18 protein-coding genes are annotated in these 17,432 nt (G+C 70.4%); 9 read left to right on the top strand and 9 right to left on the bottom strand.

Features of this window, described 5'->3' with window-relative positions; all coding sequences use genetic code 11:
• Positions 1–66: 66 nt before the first annotated feature.
• Positions 67–1,110, top strand: coding sequence for an L-threonine 3-dehydrogenase (gene tdh, locus ASE16_RS17420; protein WP_055898033.1), 1,044 nt, complete (start codon positions 67–69; stop codon positions 1,108–1,110).
• Entirely contained in the window at positions 1,110–2,294 is a 1,185-nt protein-coding gene (locus tag ASE16_RS17425) for a glycine C-acetyltransferase (protein ID WP_055898036.1), read from the top strand. The genes tdh and ASE16_RS17425 overlap by 1 nt, the downstream gene beginning before the upstream one ends.
• 70 nt (positions 2,295–2,364) lie before the next feature.
• Here ASE16_RS17425 and ASE16_RS17430 read toward each other — a convergent pair whose 3' ends face one another.
• Both ASE16_RS17430 and ASE16_RS17435 read right to left on the bottom strand, forming a co-directional pair.
• A complete protein-coding gene (locus ASE16_RS17430; RefSeq protein WP_055898039.1) occupies positions 2,365–3,093 on the bottom strand; it encodes a hypothetical protein in 729 nt (242 codons plus the stop codon).
• 125 nt (positions 3,094–3,218) lie between these two features.
• Positions 3,219–4,241, bottom strand: a complete 1,023-nt coding sequence (locus ASE16_RS17435; RefSeq protein ID WP_055898044.1) for a LacI family DNA-binding transcriptional regulator — start codon at positions 4,239–4,241, stop codon at positions 3,219–3,221.
• A gap of 140 nt (positions 4,242–4,381) precedes the next feature.
• On the opposite strand from ASE16_RS17435, the gene ASE16_RS17440 reads away from it, so the two are divergent.
• From ASE16_RS17440 to ASE16_RS20020, 6 genes are all read left to right on the top strand, one after another.
• Positions 4,382–5,785 (top strand): MFS transporter, encoded by a 1,404-nt coding sequence (locus ASE16_RS17440; RefSeq protein WP_157480443.1) that lies wholly within the window; start codon positions 4,382–4,384, stop codon positions 5,783–5,785.
• Between the two features lie 38 nt (positions 5,786–5,823).
• Positions 5,824–8,316, top strand: coding sequence for a beta-glucosidase H (locus ASE16_RS17445; protein WP_055898049.1), 2,493 nt, complete (start codon positions 5,824–5,826; stop codon positions 8,314–8,316).
• Positions 8,317–8,442: 126 nt separating this feature from the next.
• Positions 8,443–9,414, top strand: a complete 972-nt coding sequence (gene corA, locus ASE16_RS17450; protein WP_055898052.1) for a magnesium/cobalt transporter CorA — start codon at positions 8,443–8,445, stop codon at positions 9,412–9,414.
• A 21-nt stretch (positions 9,415–9,435) separates the two neighbouring features.
• On the top strand, positions 9,436–10,566 hold the full coding sequence (locus ASE16_RS17455) for a class I SAM-dependent methyltransferase (RefSeq protein ID WP_200949684.1): 1,131 nt from the start codon (positions 9,436–9,438) through the stop codon (positions 10,564–10,566).
• Positions 10,567–10,606: 40 nt separating this feature from the next.
• The gene (locus ASE16_RS17460; protein ID WP_200949685.1) at positions 10,607–10,912 is read left to right on the top strand and encodes a hypothetical protein; all 306 of its coding nucleotides are present in this window, start codon (positions 10,607–10,609) and stop codon (positions 10,910–10,912) included.
• 28 nt (positions 10,913–10,940) lie between these two features.
• Positions 10,941–11,783 carry an AraC family transcriptional regulator gene (locus tag ASE16_RS20020; protein ID WP_235500570.1) on the top strand — a complete coding sequence of 281 codons (843 nt, stop codon included), beginning with the start codon at positions 10,941–10,943 and terminating at the stop codon, positions 11,781–11,783.
• A gap of 12 nt (positions 11,784–11,795) precedes the next feature.
• On the opposite strand, the gene ASE16_RS17470 is transcribed toward ASE16_RS20020, so the two are convergent.
• The 4 genes from ASE16_RS17470 to ASE16_RS17485 all read right to left on the bottom strand — a co-directional run bounded on the left by ASE16_RS17470 (position 11,796) and on the right by ASE16_RS17485 (position 14,682).
• Entirely contained in the window at positions 11,796–13,010 is a 1,215-nt protein-coding gene (locus tag ASE16_RS17470) for an MFS transporter (protein ID WP_055898057.1), read from the bottom strand.
• Between the two features lie 100 nt (positions 13,011–13,110).
• A complete protein-coding gene (locus ASE16_RS17475; RefSeq protein ID WP_235500571.1) occupies positions 13,111–13,632 on the bottom strand; it encodes a GNAT family N-acetyltransferase in 522 nt (173 codons plus the stop codon).
• Between the two features lie 37 nt (positions 13,633–13,669).
• Positions 13,670–14,386 (bottom strand): LysE family translocator, encoded by a 717-nt coding sequence (locus ASE16_RS17480; protein WP_055898060.1) that lies wholly within the window; start codon positions 14,384–14,386, stop codon positions 13,670–13,672.
• Positions 14,387–14,412: 26 nt separating this feature from the next.
• A complete protein-coding gene (locus tag ASE16_RS17485; RefSeq protein ID WP_055898065.1) occupies positions 14,413–14,682 on the bottom strand; it encodes a hypothetical protein in 270 nt (89 codons plus the stop codon).
• A gap of 208 nt (positions 14,683–14,890) precedes the next feature.
• Between ASE16_RS17485 and ASE16_RS17490 the strand changes: the two genes are divergently transcribed.
• On the top strand, positions 14,891–15,280 hold the full coding sequence (locus ASE16_RS17490) for a tautomerase family protein (protein WP_055898068.1): 390 nt from the start codon (positions 14,891–14,893) through the stop codon (positions 15,278–15,280).
• A gap of 107 nt (positions 15,281–15,387) precedes the next feature.
• Here the strand turns inward: ASE16_RS17490 and ASE16_RS17495 are convergent, their stop codons facing one another.
• From ASE16_RS17495 to ASE16_RS17505, 3 genes are read right to left on the bottom strand one after another with little or no spacing between them, the layout of a single operon-like run.
• Positions 15,388–15,825 carry a DUF2834 domain-containing protein gene (locus ASE16_RS17495; protein ID WP_321164265.1) on the bottom strand — a complete coding sequence of 146 codons (438 nt, stop codon included), beginning with the start codon at positions 15,823–15,825 and terminating at the stop codon, positions 15,388–15,390.
• Positions 15,822–16,772 carry a hypothetical protein gene (locus ASE16_RS17500; protein ID WP_055898071.1) on the bottom strand — a complete coding sequence of 317 codons (951 nt, stop codon included), beginning with the start codon at positions 16,770–16,772 and terminating at the stop codon, positions 15,822–15,824. The genes ASE16_RS17495 and ASE16_RS17500 overlap by 4 nt, the downstream gene beginning before the upstream one ends.
• On the bottom strand, positions 16,769–17,395 hold the full coding sequence (locus ASE16_RS17505) for a MerR family transcriptional regulator (protein ID WP_055898074.1): 627 nt from the start codon (positions 17,393–17,395) through the stop codon (positions 16,769–16,771). Before ASE16_RS17505 ends, ASE16_RS17500 begins: the two co-directional genes overlap by 4 nt.
• Between the last annotated feature and the right edge of the window lie 37 nt (positions 17,396–17,432).

Here is a 17,432-nt window from a genome sequence, read left to right on the forward strand (position 1 = left end):
CGAGGGCCGCGCATCCCGAACTGCTTCACGAACCCCCACGAGGGGCTGTCCACAAGGAAGGTGGCGATGAAGGCTCTCTTCAAGAGCGAGGCCGGACCCGGTCTGGAACTGGTCGACGTACCCGAGCCGGAGATCGGGCAGGCGGACGTCAAGATCCGCGTGCTGCGGACCGGCATCTGCGGAACAGATCTGCACATCCAGCGCTGGGACGACTGGGCGGCGTCCGCCGTCGTCGCCCCGCTCATCCCCGGGCACGAGTTCTTCGGCGAGGTGGTCGAGGTCGGCCCGCTGGTGCACGATGTGGCCGTCGGCGACCTCGTCTCCGGCGAAGGGCACATCGTCTGCGGGACCTGCCGCAACTGCCGCGCGGGACGCCGCCAGATGTGCATCCGCACCCAGGGCCTCGGCGTGCAGCGCAACGGCGCGTTCGCCGAATACCTCACCCTGCCGGCCACCAACGTGTGGGTGCACCACAGCACCATCGAGCCGGAGGTCGGCGCCCTGTTCGACCCGCTCGGCAACGCTGTGCACACCGCGCTCGCGTTCCCGGTCGTCGGCGAGGACGTGCTGGTCACGGGGTGCGGCCCCATCGGCCTCATGGCCATCGCGGTCGCCAGGCACGTCGGAGCGCGCTTCATCGTCGGAACGGACATCAGCGCGGCCAGGCTCGCGCTCGCAGAGGGCATGGGCGCCGACTACACCGTCGACGTCTCGCAGGCGCCCATTCGGTCGGCGCAGCAGGCGCTCGGGATGCGCGAAGGCTTCGACGTCGGGTTCGAGATGAGCGGTGCACCGAGCGCGCTGCCGGGGATGATCGAGAACATGAACCACGGCGGCCGCATCGCGATGCTCGGACTGCCGTCCGCTCCGATCGCGATCGACTGGGGCAACGTGGTCACCCACATGCTCACCCTCAAGGGCATCTACGGCCGCGAGATGTTCGAGACCTGGAACGCGATGGGCGCGATGCTGCAGACCTCCGCAACGCTGCGCGACGCCATCGCCTCCGTCGTCTCCGACCGGTTCGCAGCGCGGGACTGGGAGAAGGGGTTCGCCGCGGCCGCGGCGGCCGACGGCGGCAAGGTCATCCTGGATTGGACGGAGCTCTGATGTACGGAACGTTTCGGGAGACGGTGGCGACGCAGCTGACGGAGATCGAAGATGCGGGGCTCACCAAGCGCGAGCGCAGCATCCACGGTCCGCAGTCGGCGCTGATCACGGCGGACGGCGCCGAGGTACTCAACTTCTGCGCCAACAACTACCTCGGCCTCGCCGACCACCCCGCCCTCGTGGATGCGGCCAAACAGGCCCTCGACGACTGGGGATACGGGCTGGCGAGCGTGCGGTTCATCTGCGGCACGCAGGAGCAGCACCTCGAGCTGGAGCGTCGCGTGTCGCAGTTCCTCGGCACGGAGGCGACCATCCTGTTCTCGTCGTGCTTCGACGCGAACGGCGGGGTCTTCGAGACGCTGTTCACCGCAGACGACGCCATCGTCTCCGACGAGCTGAACCACGCATCCATCATCGACGGCATCCGGCTCTCCAAGGCGCAGCGCTACCGCTACAAGAACCGCGACCTGGCCGACCTGCGCGCCCAGCTGGCCGCAGCACGGGATGCGGGCGCCCGCCACACCGTGATCGTGACAGACGGCGTGTTCTCGATGGACGGCTACATCGCCCCGCTGCGCGAGATCTGCGATCTGGCCGACGAGTTCGGCGCGCTGGTGTTCGTCGACGACTCGCACGCCGTCGGGTTCGTCGGGGAGCACGGGCGAGGGACGCCGGAGTTCTGCGGGGTCGCCGACCGGGTGGACATCTACACCGGCACGTTCGGGAAGGCGCTGGGCGGCGCATCAGGCGGCTACGTGTCGTCGCACAGCGAGATCGTGGACCTGCTGCGTCAGCGCGCACGGCCGTATCTGTTCTCGAACACGCTCGCGCCGTCGATCGTCGCCGGGACCATCGCGGCGCTCGACCTGCTGGAGCAGTCCGACCACCTGCGCGCGCAGCTCGTCGCCAACGCTGCGCTGTTCCGAGCGCTGATGACCGAGGCGGGCTTCGACCTGCTGCCGGGCGAGCATCCGATCGTGCCGGTGATGTTCGGCGACGCGGCGCTCACCGCACGCATCGCCGACGAGATGCAGCGGCTGGGGGTCTACGTGACGGCGTTCTCGTTCCCCGTGGTGCCGCGCGGCAAGGCGCGCATCCGCGTGCAGCTCTCCGCTGCGCACACCGACGAGGAGATCCGTCGCTGCGTGGCCGCGTTCGTCGCCGCTCGGGATGCGGTCGCGTAAGCGCTGCGCCTGACGGTGGCCGTCTGAGCGCCGCGCGTGACCGCCGCCCGCGAGTCTTCGGCTGCGTCGGTTAGTACCCCGCAGGCCAGCTGAATGGGGCGGGCGGTGTGGCGGATGTGCCGGATGCGGTGACGACGATGTCGATGTCCTCGTGGTCGGCCAGGGTGATCGCGGCGGGGTCTCCGGTGGCCGGCTTGCCGTCGACGAACGTCGTGACGGTGTCGCCGGACGCCGCCGAGTACGAGCCGATCCGGCCGGACGCGAGCGCCACATCCCACTCGGTGAACACCTGACCGAGGGTGAACGTGGTCTTCACGGGCGATTCGACGTGCACGATGCCCGAGGTGTCGTGCGTGTGCAGCGGAGAGATGGATGCGGCCTTCTCGTCGATCCCGAGCAGTGCGGGCACCTGGACGTTCGCGCCGTCGACGGTGACACTGAGGTGGGAGTGGATGTGCTCCACCGTGCCCTCGCTGCTCAGCATGGTGAGACCGGCAGCCTTGGCGCGAGCGGCCGGGTCGGACGGGGCGTTCCACGGCGGAGCGGACTCGGCTCCGGCCGCGACGGTCGGCGCCACGGACGGAACCGCCGCAGCGTCCGCCGCCTTGGAACCGGCGTTCGCCACGATCACCGACGTCACGATCGCGCCGACGAGCACGACCGCCACGCCTCCGCCGCCCCAGACCAGCGTGCGGCGACGCCGGTCGCGCAGCTTCTGCTGGCGGATCAGCTCCGCCGACCTGGCGCGCGCGGCCGCCTTCGCCTCGCGGGAGCGCTCGTTCTTGGAGTTCGTGGACATGTCATCCTCCCAGTACCGGGCTACATCGTCGCTCGCGTCGCAGGGAATCGCCTGAGCGCGGTTCGCGCCGGGCGCGGCTCGCGCCGAGGGCGGCTCGCGCGGAGGGCGGCTCGCGCCGAGCGTGCCTAGCGCTGCGCGGTCGACTCGCGCGGGATGGCGCGCACCGGCGGAGCGTCGACGCGCTCGACCCGCTCGCCGGCGCGCATCCTGCTGTACGCATCGTGCAGGGTGGCGGCGAGGGCGTCCGCATCGAACGCGACCGTGCTCAGGCGCGGGACGAACTCCGCCCCAGCTGGATGGTCGTCGGCCCCGATCACCGAGACGTCGTCCGGCACGCGGATGCGCGCGTCGGCGAGAGCGCGGATGGCCGCCATCGCGAGGCGGTCGTCGTACGCCGCGACGGCGGTCGGTCGCGTGGCGTCGTAGCGCCAGCTGCGGGCCCAGTCGCGGAGAGACGCTGCAGACGTTCCCGCGTGCGCCACCGTGAGCGTCACCCCGGAGCGTTCGGCCGCCGCCTGCGCTCCGGCGAGCCTGGCACGCGCGGTCGCGGCCGCTGGAGGGGCAGTCGGTGCGAGGAAGACGATCCTGTCGTGGCCGAGCGAGGTGAGGTGGCTCACCGCGGCGTCGCCGAACGGCTCCTGCGGCACGACGAGGGTCGGGGCGTACCCGACCGGTTCCTGGCCGTGCACGATCAGCGCGCGGACCCCGGCGAGACGCAGCAGCTCGGTGGCCTCCGCGTCGCAGCGCGCAGCCTCGGCGAGCACGGCCTCCGGGCGGAGCCGCGCCCAGAGCTGGCCCGCCTCGGCGCCGACGAGGTCGGTCTCGGCGTGGCTGAGTGCATCCACGCCGTCGTCGATGGTGCGGGTGAGGAGGGAGGCGAACGTGCGTTCCAGGGTGGCGCCGCTGTCGTGGCTGGATGCGGCGAACAGCAAACCGGAAACGGCCTCTCCGCTGGCGAGCGACCTGGCCGCCGTGTTGGGCGTGTAGCCGAGCAGTCTGGCGGCTTCGAGGACGCGGTGCCTCGTGTCGTCGGAGACCCGCGAGTTCGGTTTGTCGTTGAGTACGAAGGAGACCGTCGCGCGCGAGACGCCGGCCGCGAGGGCGACGTCGGCGCTCGTCGGGGCTTTGACGACGTGAGGGGTGAACATCCTGGTCTCAGTCTAGGCCGGAGAGGCGTCGTTGGTTACACGGGTAAGCAAAAACCGAGCAATGGCTTGTATTAAAGAATCCGGTGCCCTATGGTTACGCGTGTTAGCACGCAACGTCGCCTGCTCGAAAGGACATCCAAGTGACAACGCCGTCGGAAGACACCACCGGTCCCACCCCCGCACGACCGGTCCAGCCCACGATCCCCTCCAACCTCTCCGGAGTACCGGAGAGCGCATCCCTCGCCTCCACCATCACCACAGCAGGCAGCCCGTTCAGCGCCGCTCCGACCTCCGCCGTCTCGGCGCAGAGCCCCGTCAAGGTCAAGGTGCGCGGCAAGCTGCTCAAGCTGATGCTGTCGATGATGGTCGGGAACATCGCGATCTTCGCGATCTGGGGCGCCGTGCCTGGCGTGCTGCTGCCACTCCAGGTGCAGGGCATCGTCGGAGACGCTGACAAGGGACCGATCTACGGTCTCGTCGCCACCATCGGCGCGTTCGCCGCGATGATCGCACAGCCCATCGCCGGCCTGGTCTCCGACCGCACCCGCAGCCGCTTCGGCCGCCGCGCGCCGTGGATGGTCATCGGCGTGCTGCTCGGCGGGCTCTCCCTCCTCTTCATGGGAGCGGCCAACGGCATCGTGCAGCTCACCGTCGCCTGGGTGATGGTGCAGGTCACGTTCAACTTCGCGCAAGGACCGCTGAGCGCGATCCTCCCCGACCGCGTCCCGAGCGGCGCGCGGGGAACCTTCTCTTCGCTGTCCGGCCTCGGCCTGATGCTCGGCTCGCTCGGCGGCTCGATCGCCGGCGCGCAGTTCGCGAAGTCGATCCCCGCCGGCTACCTGACCTTCGCCGGTATCGCGCTCATCGTGATCGTGCTGTTCGTGATCTTCAACCCGGATGCGTCCAACAAGGGAGAGCCGAAGCCGCCGTTCAACTTCGTCACGTTCCTGCAGACCTTCTGGGTCAGTCCGCGCAAGCACCCCGACTTCTTCTGGGGCTTCACCGGCCGCCTGCTCCTCTACGCCGGTTACTTCATGGTCACCGGCTTCCAGCTCTACATCCTCCAGGACTACATCGGCCTCAAGGGCGACGCGGTGACGATGGTTCCGGTGCTCAGCCTGATCAGCCTCGTCGGCATCATCATCACCACGCTCATCGGCGGACCCGTGTCGGACAGGATCGGGCGCCGCAAGATCGTCGTCATCGTCGCCGGAGCGGTCATGGCGATTTCCCTGGTCTTCCCGCTGATCATCCCGAGCATCACCGGCATGATGCTGTTCGCCTTCGTGTCCGGGCTCGGCTTCGGCGCGTACCAGGCCGTCGACACCGCGCTGATGAGCGAGGTGCTGCCGTCCAAGAACGACTTCGCGAAGGACCTCGGCGTGCTCAACATCGCCGCGACGCTGCCGCAGACACTCGCGCCCGGTCTTGCCGGGCTGATCGTCTTCATCGCGGGCAACTCGTACACCCCGCTGTTCCCGATCGGCATCGTGCTCGCCCTCCTCGGCGCCTTCGCGGTCATGCCGATCAAATCCGTCCGCTGACCCCGCCCATCCGGCCGAAACGACTGAAAGACTGCACGATGACCGACACCACCACCACCGACACCGACACCGACGCCTTCATCGCCGGCCTCGTCTCCAGCCTCACCATCGAGCAGAAGGTGCGCCTGCTCACCGGCGCCTCGTTCTGGACGCTGCACAGCGAACCGCAGATCGGCCTCGACACGATCGTCGTCTCCGACGGCCCTGCCGGGGTGCGCGGGCAGCTCTGGGACGAGCGGGACAGCTCGGCGAACCTTCCGTCGCCGACCGCGCTCGCTGCATCCTGGGATGTGGACCGCGTCCACGCACTCGGGCAGCTCATCGCGGCGGAGGCGCGCCGCAAGGGCGTCGGCGTCGCTCTCGGCCCGACCGTGAACATCCAGCGGTCGCCGCGCGGCGGACGCCACTTCGAGGCGTACAGCGAGGACCCGTGGCTCTCCGGCGTCGTGGGCACGGCGTTCGTGAAGGGCGTGCAGTCCTGCGGCGTCGGCGCGACACCCAAGCACTTCGTCGCCAACGACAGCGAGACCGACCGCATGACGGTCAACGTCAACGTGGATGAGCGCACCCTCCGCGAGGTCTACCTCGCGCCGTTCGAGCGCATGGTCACCGAGGGCGGGGCGTGGCTCGTGATGTCGTCGTACAACTCGGTCAACGGCGTGACGATGAGCGAGAACGACCTCCTGCGCTCGCCGCTCAAAGACGAGTGGGGCTTCGACGGCGTCGTCGTCTCGGACTGGATGGGCGTGCGCGACACGGTCGCAGCCGGTGCGTCCGCGCAGGACCTGGCGATGCCTGGCCCCGATGGCGTCTGGGGGGATGCGCTGGTCGAGGCCGTGCGCTCCGGCCAGGTCTCCGAGACGGACATCGACGAGAAGGTGCTGCGCATCCTGCGCCTCGCCGGACGCCTCGGCGCCCTCGACGGCGTTGCCGCCGCGACCCCGCTCGCCGAGCCGTGGCCGGCCGAGAGGGTGGATGCGCTGCTGCGCGAAGCCGCCGCGGACGGCATGGTGCTGGTGAAGAACGGCGGAGGAGACGCATCCACCGCCGTGCTGCCCCTCGGCACAACGCCTGGCTCGATCGCCGTGATCGGTCAGCACGCGCGCATCGCCAGGAGCCAGGGCGGAGGATCCGCGACGGTCTTCCCCGACCACGTCGTGAGCCCGCTGGACGGCATCGTCGAGGCGTTCGGCGATGACCTCGTCTCGTTCGCGCCAGGGGTGCGAGCCTCCGACTCGCTGCTGCCGGTGGATGCGACGGTCGCCGTCGACCCCGCGACGGGCGAGACGGGCGTGCACGTTCGCTTCCTCGACGCCGACGGCGGCGTCGTGCTGGATGAGCACCGCGGCAGCGGTCGGCTGACCTGGCTGGGCGACCCCGTGCTCGCGGACACCGCGGTCGTCGAGGCGACCACCACGTTCACCGCTCCGGCGGACGGCGAGTACGCGGTCGGCTTCGCCGGACTCGGACTGTTCCGGTTCGAGGTGGACGGCGAGCTGAAGAGCGACGGCCTGTTCTTCCCGGACGGCACCGACCCGTTCATGGCCTTCCTGAACCCGCCCAAGCAGTCGTTCCCGCTCCAGCTCACGGCCGGGCAGTCGTTGTCGCTGCGGCTGGAACACCGTCCGCAGCAGCAGCTCGGCCTGGCCGCCGTGATGTTCACCCTCGGCTACGAGGAGCCGTTCGGCGCGGCGGAAGACGAACTGGAGCGCGCGGTCGAACTGGCCGCGGCAGCGGACGTCGCCGTCGTGGTCGTCGGCACGACGGAGCAGCTCGAGTCGGAAGGGTTCGACAGGAGTGGCCTTCGGTTGCCGGATGGCCAGGACGAACTGGTGCGCCGCGTGGTCGCAGCGAATCCGCGGACCGTCGTCGTCGTGAACTCCGGCGGACCCGTCATCCTGCCCTGGCTCGACGATGCGCCTGCTGTGCTCCTCACCTGGTTCCCCGGTCAGGAGATGGGTCACGCCATCGCCGACGTTCTCAGCGGCGCCGTCGAGCCCGGCGGACGCATCCCGACCACCTGGGCGGCGACGGAGGACGACGTTCCGGTGTGGCAGGTCGAGCCGGTGGACGGGCAGCTCTACTACGACGAGAAGCTGAACGTCGGCTACCGCGAGTGGCTGCGGCGCCAGGCGGCGGGCGGTCCGGCGCCGGCGATCCCGTTCGGCCACGGCCTCGGCTACACCGCCTGGGAGCTCGGCACGCCGAGCATCGACGAGGCGTCCGGTGAGCTCTCGGTGAGCGTGCCGGTGACGAACGTCGGCGACCGCGCGGGCAAGCAGGTGGTGCAGGTCTACCTGTCCCGCGTCTCCGACTCGGAGGTGGAGCGCCCCGTGCTCTGGCTGGCCGGGTACGCAGTTGTGCGCGCTGACGCGGGGGAGGCGACGGCCGCATCCATCGTCATCGAGCCGCGCTCGCTGCAGTACTGGTCTGTGGAGGACCACGCCTGGCGAACCGAGGCAGGCACGTACGCGGTGCGGGTCGGCGTCTCGGTGGCCGAGCTGTCGGACGCCGTGGAGTTCACGGTCTGACCGCCGCCTGATCCCCGACGAGTGGTTCCGGACCGCCAGTCAGGCGAGCGCCTGCGGCAGTTCGGAACCACTCCTCGCCGTTCGAGCGGGTAACGTTGCGGCAGCCCATCGGAAGGATCCCCCGCCATGATCGTCGACAACGCCGTGTACGTGGACGGCCGGCGCACCGCGGACCCGAGTTCGCTGGAGCAGACCTTCGAGACCGTGCAGGAGCGAAACGGCTTCGCCTGGATCGGCCTCTACCGGCCGACGGAGACCGAGCTGGGGGAGGTCGCCACCGAGTTCGAGCTGCCCGACCTTGCCGTCGAGGATGCCCTGAGCGGACACCAGAGGGCGAAGCTGGAGAAGTACGGGGCGACGACGTTCGTCGCGCTGCGGCCGGCGCACTACATCGACGAGACGGAGAAGGTCGAGTTCGGCGAGGTGCACGTGTTCCTCGGCGAGCAGTTCATCATCACCGTCCGCCACTTCGAGTGGCCGGACCTCTCCGAGGTGCGGCACAGGATGGAGCGCGAGCAGCGCCTGCTGGAGCTCGGCCCGATCGCGGTGCTGTACGGCATCCTGGACCAGATCGTCGACGACTACGCGCCGGTGATCGCAGGTCTCGAGAACGACATCGACGAGATCGAGGACCAGCTCTTCAACGGCGACCGCACCGTCTCCCGCCGCATCTACGAGCTGTCCACCGAAGTCATGACATTCCAGAGGGCCGTCAACCCGCTCGGCGACGTGCTGCAGGGCCTGCGGGATGCGCTTGCCGCGTCCGGAGCGGACGACACGCTTCGCGACCGGTTCCGGGATGTGCACGACCACGTCATCCGCATCGTGGAGCGGGCGGACGGATTCCGGCAGATCCTGCAGAACGCGCTGCTCGTGCACACGACGCTCGTCGGACAGGCGCAGAACGACGAGGTCAAGAAGATCTCATCGTGGGCGGCGATCCTGTTCACCCCGACGCTGGTGGGGACGATCTACGGGATGAACTTCGATCACATGCCGGAACTGCACTGGGTGCTCGGCTATCCGTTCGCGCTCGCGCTCATGCTCGCCACCGGCGTGGGCCTGTACTGGGCGTTCCGGCGCAACAACTGGCTCTGACCGGCTGCGAGAATTGACCGCGTGTTCGAGTATGCGGGGTTGCGGCGGTGGCCGGACGTGGAAGGCGAGAACCTGTTCGCGTCGGATGCGGCCGACCGGCTGATCGCGGAGGTGGCGCGGGATGCGGTCGCCGCGCTGGGCGACAGCGCAGGCGGGCTCGTGATCGTCGGCGACGCCTATGGCGCTCTCACTCTCGCGGCGGCGGCCGGTGGTGCGCGCGGCATCCGCGTGCACCAGGACCCGCTGACCGGCGAGCAGGCGCTCGCCGCCAACGCGGCAGCGCTCGGCCTGGCCGACGCGTACACGCAGCACCCGCTCGACGCCGATCTCGTCCGCGGGGCCAGGGTCGTGCTGCTGCGGCTGCCGCGGAGCCTGGATGCGCTCGACGAGATCGCGACCCTGGTGGCAGAGCATGCGCATCCGGAGGTCGTCGTCTACGCCGGGGGGATGCTGAAGCACATGAGCATGGCGATGAACGACGTGCTCGGCGCGGCGTTCGACTCCGTCACCGCGTCGCTGGCCAGGCAGAAGGCGCGGGTCCTGACTGCGGAGCGACCGCATCCCGTGGCCGACCTGCGCACGGGTCGGTGGCCGGAGCGCGCGTACGACGACGAGCTCGGCGTCTGGGTGTGCGCGCACGGCGCAGCGTTCGCCGGCACGGCGATCGACATCGGCACCCGGTTCCTGCTGAGCGTCGTCGACGACGCTGCACCGGATGCGCGCACCGCCATCGACCTCGGCTGCGGCACCGGCGTGCTCGCCACGACGCTCGCCATCCGCAGGCCCGAACTGCGGGTGATCGCCACCGACCAGTCGGCCGCGGCCGTCGCCTCCGCCACGGCGACCGCCGCCGCCAATGGCGTCGCCGACCGGGTCGCGGTCGTCCGCGACGACGGGCTCTCCGCGCAGCCGGACGCGAGCGCCGACCTGATCGTGCTGAACCCGCCGTTCCACATCGGGAGCGCCGTGCACACCGGCGTCGCACACCGGATGTTCGCGGACGCCGCGCGCGTGCTCGCCCCCGGCGGCGAACTGTGGACCGTGTGGAACTCGCACCTCGGCTACCGGGCAGCGCTGGAGCGCACGGTGGGGCCGACCAGGCAGATCGCGCGCAACGCGAAGTTCACGGTGACCGCCTCCCGCCGCCGCTGACCGGTTGCCTTCCGCGCGGGAAGCCGCGAAGCTCGTGTCCATGAGCCACGACGATGCGCCGGATGCGCCGGATGCGCCGGATGCGCCGGATGCGCCGGATGGGCAGGATGCGCAGGACGAACCGGATGCGCAGATCGCCGCCGTCCGGGCGGCCGTAGCGGCCGGCGACCCAGCCTCCGCGCGGCTGAGTCTGCACCCGTACCTGCACTGGACGTTCCCGGACGGCACGACACTGCGGGGGCGCATCCACGTGCTGGCGGCGCTGTCCGCACTGGCCGAGGTGCCGGAGCCCGCGTCGGTCGAACTCCGCGACGGCCAGCTCTACCGCTGGGTGTCTGCGGAATAGGGACGTCCGCGCCGCTGTTTTCGCGAGAGTGACGATCACCGCGCTGACCTCTCCCGCCACCCTCGACGAGCTTCTCTCGACGCTCGAATGGCACGTGGACGAGTCGCGGCGTGACGCGCTCGCCGCCGGCGCGACCCTCCGCTTCGCCAAGCCGACGTTCCTGTACGTCATCGGCGGGTCCGTGCGGGTGCGTTCGACAGGCCCGCAGGCCGTCTCGCTCTCGTTCGCGACCGGCGACGTGGTCTTCACGCCCGGCCGCCACCCCGTCGACCTGTCGGCCGATTCGGCGGCGGAGGTCGTGGTCTCCGAGCTGCGACCCGTCGGCGGGTCGCGCGCTCTCGACCTGCTGCCGGAGCTGATCGGCGTGAACAGACTGGCGGAACTCGACCCAGCGATAGCCCTCCTCGCCTCCCGCATGGGTTGCCCTGCGCAGCCGGGACGGGCGGGTGACAACGTGATCTGCGGGCGAATGGCGACGACCATCGTCTCCGTGGCGATCCGCGCGTGGGCGGAAGGAGACTGCGCTCCGGCGAACTGGCCCGCGCCTGTCGAGGACCCGTTCGTCGCCCGCGTTCTCGATGCGATGCACGGCGACCCAGGGCATCCATGGACGGTGGGAGACCTCGCCGCTGTCGGTGCGATGTCTCGGACGATCTTCGCCGAGCGCTTCCGCCGGCAGGTGGGCCAGTCACCGGCGAGCTACCTCGCTCAGGTGCGGATGGACGCGGCGATGTCCTACCTGTCCAGGGACGGCCTGACCGTGAGCGAGACAGCCAGGATGCTCGGCTACGAGTCGGACGCCGGCTTCAGCCGCGCCTTCCGGAGGCACACCGGCTCCGCGCCGTCTGTGTGGCGGCAGCGGGCGAGCTGAGCCGCAGCGTCGTCAGCTCAGCCGGGCCCGGCGTCGCCCGGCGCTGCCGAACAGCACCACGCCCACCGCGACCACGACGACCGCCACCAGGTATGTGGTGCGCACATCCACGCTGTCGACCAGGATCCCGCCGATCCCGGCGCCCAGCGTGATCGCGAGCTGGAACCCGGCGACCACCAGACCGCCCGCCGCCTCCAGCCGGTCCGGGATGTACCGGCCTGCCCAGGTGTTGATGACCGCCGGCCACGCGCCGAAGCCGAACCCCCACACCGCGACCGCGATCGCGACGACCACGACGGAGCCCTGCCCGACCACGGAGAGCAGGATAGCGCCGGCGATGAGCGAGGGCTGCAGGTAGCGCAGCAGCCCGAGAAACCGGTCGGCGAGCGCGCCGACCACGAGGTTGCCGATCACGCCTCCGATGCCGAACAGCACCAGCAGTCCGGCGGCGAATGCCGTGTCGAGTCCAGGCACCTGGTCGAGGGCGAGCCGGATGAAGGTGTACGCCATGAAGTGCCCGAACACGATCAGGATGTGTCCGGCGAGCCCCTGCCGCACGCCGGGCCGCCGCAGGGTGTCGCCGAGGATCCGCAGGCTCGACGCCGCCGCCGGAGCGATGGGCGGGAGCGACAGGCGCAGGGCGACGGCGACGACGGCGGTCAGGGCGGCGGCGCCGAAGAAGACGCCGCGCCAGTCGATGATCTCGGTGAGGAAGACGCCCACAGGCACGCCCGCGACGACGGCGAGCGTCATCCCCGCGCTCACGATGGTCATCGCGCGGCCGAGCCTGTCCGGGCTGGCGAGCTGCGCAGCGACGGTCAGCGACATCGACCAGAACCCGCTGATCGCCACGCCGATGAGCAGACGCGCCACCAGCAGCACCCACAGCGACGGTGCGACGGCGACCGCCAGGTTGGAGACCGCGGCGAGCACGGCGACGAGCACGAGCAGCGTGCGCCGGTCCATCCGCGGGATGAGGATGCCGATGGTGGGCGCGGCGAGGAACCCGACGAACGCGGTGACGGTCACGGTCTGCCCGGCCTGCCCCGGCGTCACCCCGAGCTCGGCGGCCATCGCGGTGAGCACACCGGACGGGAGGAATTCGGCGGTGACGAGCACGAAGCTGGTCAGCAGCATGACGATGAGCGCCAGCCAGTGCGTGCGGGTGTGCGCGGCGCCGGTCGGTGCGGGGGAGGTGGCCCGGATGGGAGAGGTGTCTGTCGTCACTGTTCCACTCTGACGGACGCGGACGGCGCGCGCCTGACTCTGCGTCCGTGATGGGCGACCATCCGTCCGGGGTCGCCGACGCCGGCGGAGGACGCGCGGCTCAGGGAGCGGACGCCCCGCGGGCCATCACTACGCGCGGCCATTCCGCGAGCCCGAGTCCGTGCGCTTCCTCCTCGCGCACCCGCTCGCGCAGGGCGGCGTCGACGGCGTCGTCCGGCAGCACCGCGAAGCCGAGCCGCGCGTAGTACGGCGCGTTCCACGGCACGTCGGCGAAGGTGGTGAGCGTGAGTCCGGCGAGTCCATGGGCGTCCGCCCACGCGTCGGCGACCTCGATCAGGCGCGCGCCGAGCCCTCGGCGTGCGTGCGACGGATGCACGGACACCTGCTCGATGTGGGCGCGCCCGCCGAGCGCTTCGACCAGCAGGTAGGCGACCGGCGTGTCCGTCCCGTCGACCGCGACCAGCGCGCCGCCGTTCCGGATGTGCGCCGTCAGTTCGGCGGCGGAAGGCGGGTCGTCGTCGGCGACGTCGGCGAGCCCGATGCTGCGGAACGTCTCGCCCGCCGCCAGCTCGATGCCCTGGATGGCCGGGATGTCCGCTGTCCGTGCCGCTCGAATCGTCACCGTTCGAGCGTATAAGACGGGCACGGGAGCTGCGGGGTCAGCCCTCGGCGCCCGCGACGACCGTCCCGATTCCGAGCGCGGCGAGGATGGCGGCGGACACCCGTTCGAGCACGCGGGTGACCCGCGGCCGCTTGAGCCAGGCGACCATCCGGGACGCCAGCAGCACCACGACGCCCAGATACGCCACGGAGACGAGTGCGTCGACGGCGCCGAGCAGCATCGTCTCGCCGAGGCCGGCGTGCGCTGGGACGAACTGCGGCACGACCGCGAGGAAGAACAGGCCGACCTTCGGGTTCAGCAGGGTGGAGAGCATCCCGGCCAGCAGGCTGCGGACCGACCAGCCGCCCCTGGCTCGTCCGGTCAGGGTCGTGGAACCCGCGTCGCCTGCGGTGCCCGAGGTCGATGCGGTCTCTGCCGCTGCCGCCGCTGTCTCTGCCGCTGCCTTCTCCGCTGCAGCGGCCCTGGCGCTCCTGCGGGTCGCGACGAACGCCATGACGCCCAGGTAGATCAGATACAGGCCTCCCACGATCTTCACGACGCGGAACACCTCGGCGGACTGTTCGAGCAGGGTCGCGAGCCCGATGGCGACGAGCGCCGCCCACACCAGCGACCCGAGAGAGCACCCGACCGCTGCGGCGAACCCGTCGCGAGCGCGGCCCATGCTGTAGCGGAGCACCAGGAACGTGTCCGGCCCCGGCGTGAGCGCGAGCACCGCGCACAGCCCGGCGAACGCGAGGATCGTGAGCAGCGACATGCGACGATCCTAGACGGTGCCCACGATCAGACGAAGGTGCGTACCAGTTCCCAGCGGCCATCGCCTGTCGGGCGGACCTCGAACATCCGCACATCGCCGTCCGCGACAGAGCAGCCCTGGAACCGCCAGCCCGCGAGCTTCCCGGCCGGATGCGTGAGCGCGTCATGCCAGGCGACCTCCCGCAGCGGCGTCGGCTGATCGGTGACGACATAGCGGGTGCCGCGCCAGACCAGGCGGGTGGGTCGGCCGTTGTCGGTCCAGACAGAGACGATGTCGGTCGCGTGCGTCATGCTCATGACAGCCTCCAAGGGGTTCAGGGATGACTCCATTGAACCATTAACTTTCGAACATGTGTTCGAGTAAATCGACTCATGGTAGCGGCCCAGGTGTCGCTGCGGCGGAGAGGGTGCTCGGCACGTCATGGTCCCCCAACGCATCTCGACGCATCCGGCCGGCTGCCCCGCAGAGCCAACGTTCGTCACCGGTGTGGCATAGCCTGCGGAGATGGCTCAAGTACTGGTGTACGGCCGGCGGGAATCCCTTGCTCGGCACAGAACGGCTCTCGCGGACGCGATTCACGCGGCGATCATGGTCTCGCTGACCTATCCGGCCGAGAAACGATTCCAGCGATTCATCCCGCTCGACTCCGGCGACTTCATATATCCCGAGGACCGGGGACCGGATTACACGATCATCGAGATCTCCATGTTCGAGGGTCGATCCGAAGAAGCCAAGCGGGTTCTCATCACCGAGCTCTTCGCTCGCATCAGGGCGGAGGCGGGGATCGATCCGCACAGCGTAGAGATCACGATCACCGAGACCCCCAAGGCGAACTGGGGGATCCGCGGCCAGGTCGCGACCGACCTGGCGCTGGGTTACAGCGTTGAGGTGTAGCGCGCAGGGCGCGTGAACCACGCGCGCCGATTATCCGGTGGCGCCTGTGGCGCGGGTCCGCCGGGACGTCGTCAGAGCGCGACGCTGGCGAACTTCGTCCGCCGCGATCACGCGGCGCCGCCCGTATTCGCGTCGCCCGCGGTGGTGCCCCCTGCAGTCGCCCCGCCCGCGCCACCTGTGCCCCCACCCCGTCGCGCCACCAGCGCCCGCTCCCGCATCGCCAGGAACAGCGGCAGCGCGAAGGCCAGCGCCACCAGCGGGATGAGCACCACGTACACCCACACCCGCCGCATCCCGAGCCTTCGGCTCTCGAACAGCATGAACGCGACCACCGCGACGGCGGCGATGAGCACATCCACCGTCAGCGACAGCACGGCAGGGCCGCTCTGCAGCCAGTCGCCCACGTAGTTGCGCCGACCGACGATGGCGGCGATGTTGAACGTCCACGTGCCGACCAGCCCCACGATCGCGACCACCAGGAAGAACACCGCCCTCCCGTTCCAGCCGCCGCGGCTCATGCCGCCGTTCACGCCGCCGCCGGTCACGCCGTCGCTCCGGCGTGCAGCGTCGGCCTGGCGGCCGCCCGCATCCCGAGCGCCAGCACCACGGCGGCGGCGAGCACTCCGCCCACCAGGATCGCCCAGCCTGCGGCGAGGAAGACCCCGTCCGGGTGCACGATCGACTGCCCGGCCAGCGCCTGGAACGTCACGAGCGTCACGACCGCTGCGTAGACCACCGTCGCCACCACCACGAGGCGCAGCCGCACCCTGTCGTCGGCGACGGCGCGCCAGCGGCGTCCGAGCCAGCCGAGCGCGATGGCGAACAGCGGCAGGAGCTGCAGCGCGTGCATCCCGACGAAGTGCGGGATGCGGAGGTCGCCGCCGACCGTGCTCCAGCCGAGCAGGGGGAGGCCGGGCCCACCGTCCGCCAGGCCGACAGTGTGGGCGCCGGCGATGCCCTGGAAGTCGTGCAGCTGGGCGGCCGTCGGGCCCGTCATCAGGTAGGCGAGGCCCATGCCGACGATGGCGATCGCCGCGCCGGCCCGCACGGCAAGCGTGGTGGATGCGGTGGGCAGGCGCAGGAAGAACACCGCGATCGTCGTGAGGAAGGTGCCGACGTAGAGCACGGTGATCGACACCGCCATGATGCCCCACACCGCGGCGGAGACGCCGTTGGACACGTTGAAGTGGCTGGTCGTGCCGACCGCGGCGGCGCCGACGATCGCCACCTGTTCCACGATCAGGGAGACGGCGATGACCGTGCCCGCACTGTGCGCGAGGCGGCGGAAGCGGGGGAGATGGGCGATCAGCCACGCCCAGGTCACGCTGTAGAGCAGGATCGACAGCGAGAACTTGAGCGGCTTGAGCCAGGTGTCGACGCCGAGGACCTGCCTCTGGTCGACGAGCAGGCCGACGACGCACACGATGGTGCTGACGACCATGAGGGCGGCGACCGTCATGAGCGGATGGTGCCAGGCGAAGACGGACTTCATGAGAGCCTTCTCTCCGAGGTTGCTGCGGCCTGGGCGATGCGCCGCAGGCCGAGGGCGAGGGAATCGCCGAGCACCGTGCCGATGACCATGAGCTCGGCCATCCGCGACGGGTCCGGCAGGGCGGCGACCGCGGCGAGGTCGGCGTCGGCTGCCAGGCGGGCGGCCGACGCGTACGCGTCGAGATAGCTGTCGGGGAGGGGGTAGCCGGCGTGCACGAACGCGTCGAGCACGCGGGCGGCGATCTCCGTGCCGATGTTGTCCTCGCATCCGGTCCACTCCGCGCGCCCGATCAGGGCGTCGATGCGGGCGATGGATGCGGAGGTCGGCTCCGAGACGTCGGGCACGGCAGCGCGGGAGAGCGCCTGCTGCGCGACGTCGAAGGTGTGCGCGATGGGCGCATCCGGGTCGTCGAGGGCGGCGAGCACCTGCGCGACCGAGCTGACCGACAGGTGACCGACCTCGAGCATGGAGCGGATGAGGCGCAGCCTGTGGATGTGCGCATCGCCGTACTCCGTACGATTTCCGTTGAGGCGCTCCCCGGCCGGCAGGAGTCCTTCGCGCACGTAGTACTTGATCGTGGCGGAGGGGGTGCCGGTGGTCTCGGCGAGTTCGGTGATGAGCATGTGGTGATAGTAGCACTACCGGTAGCGTGACTACCAG

The sequence above is a fragment of the Leifsonia sp. Root227 genome (assembly GCF_001428745.1).
Classification (GTDB): Bacteria; Actinomycetota; Actinomycetes; order Actinomycetales; family Microbacteriaceae; genus Leifsonia.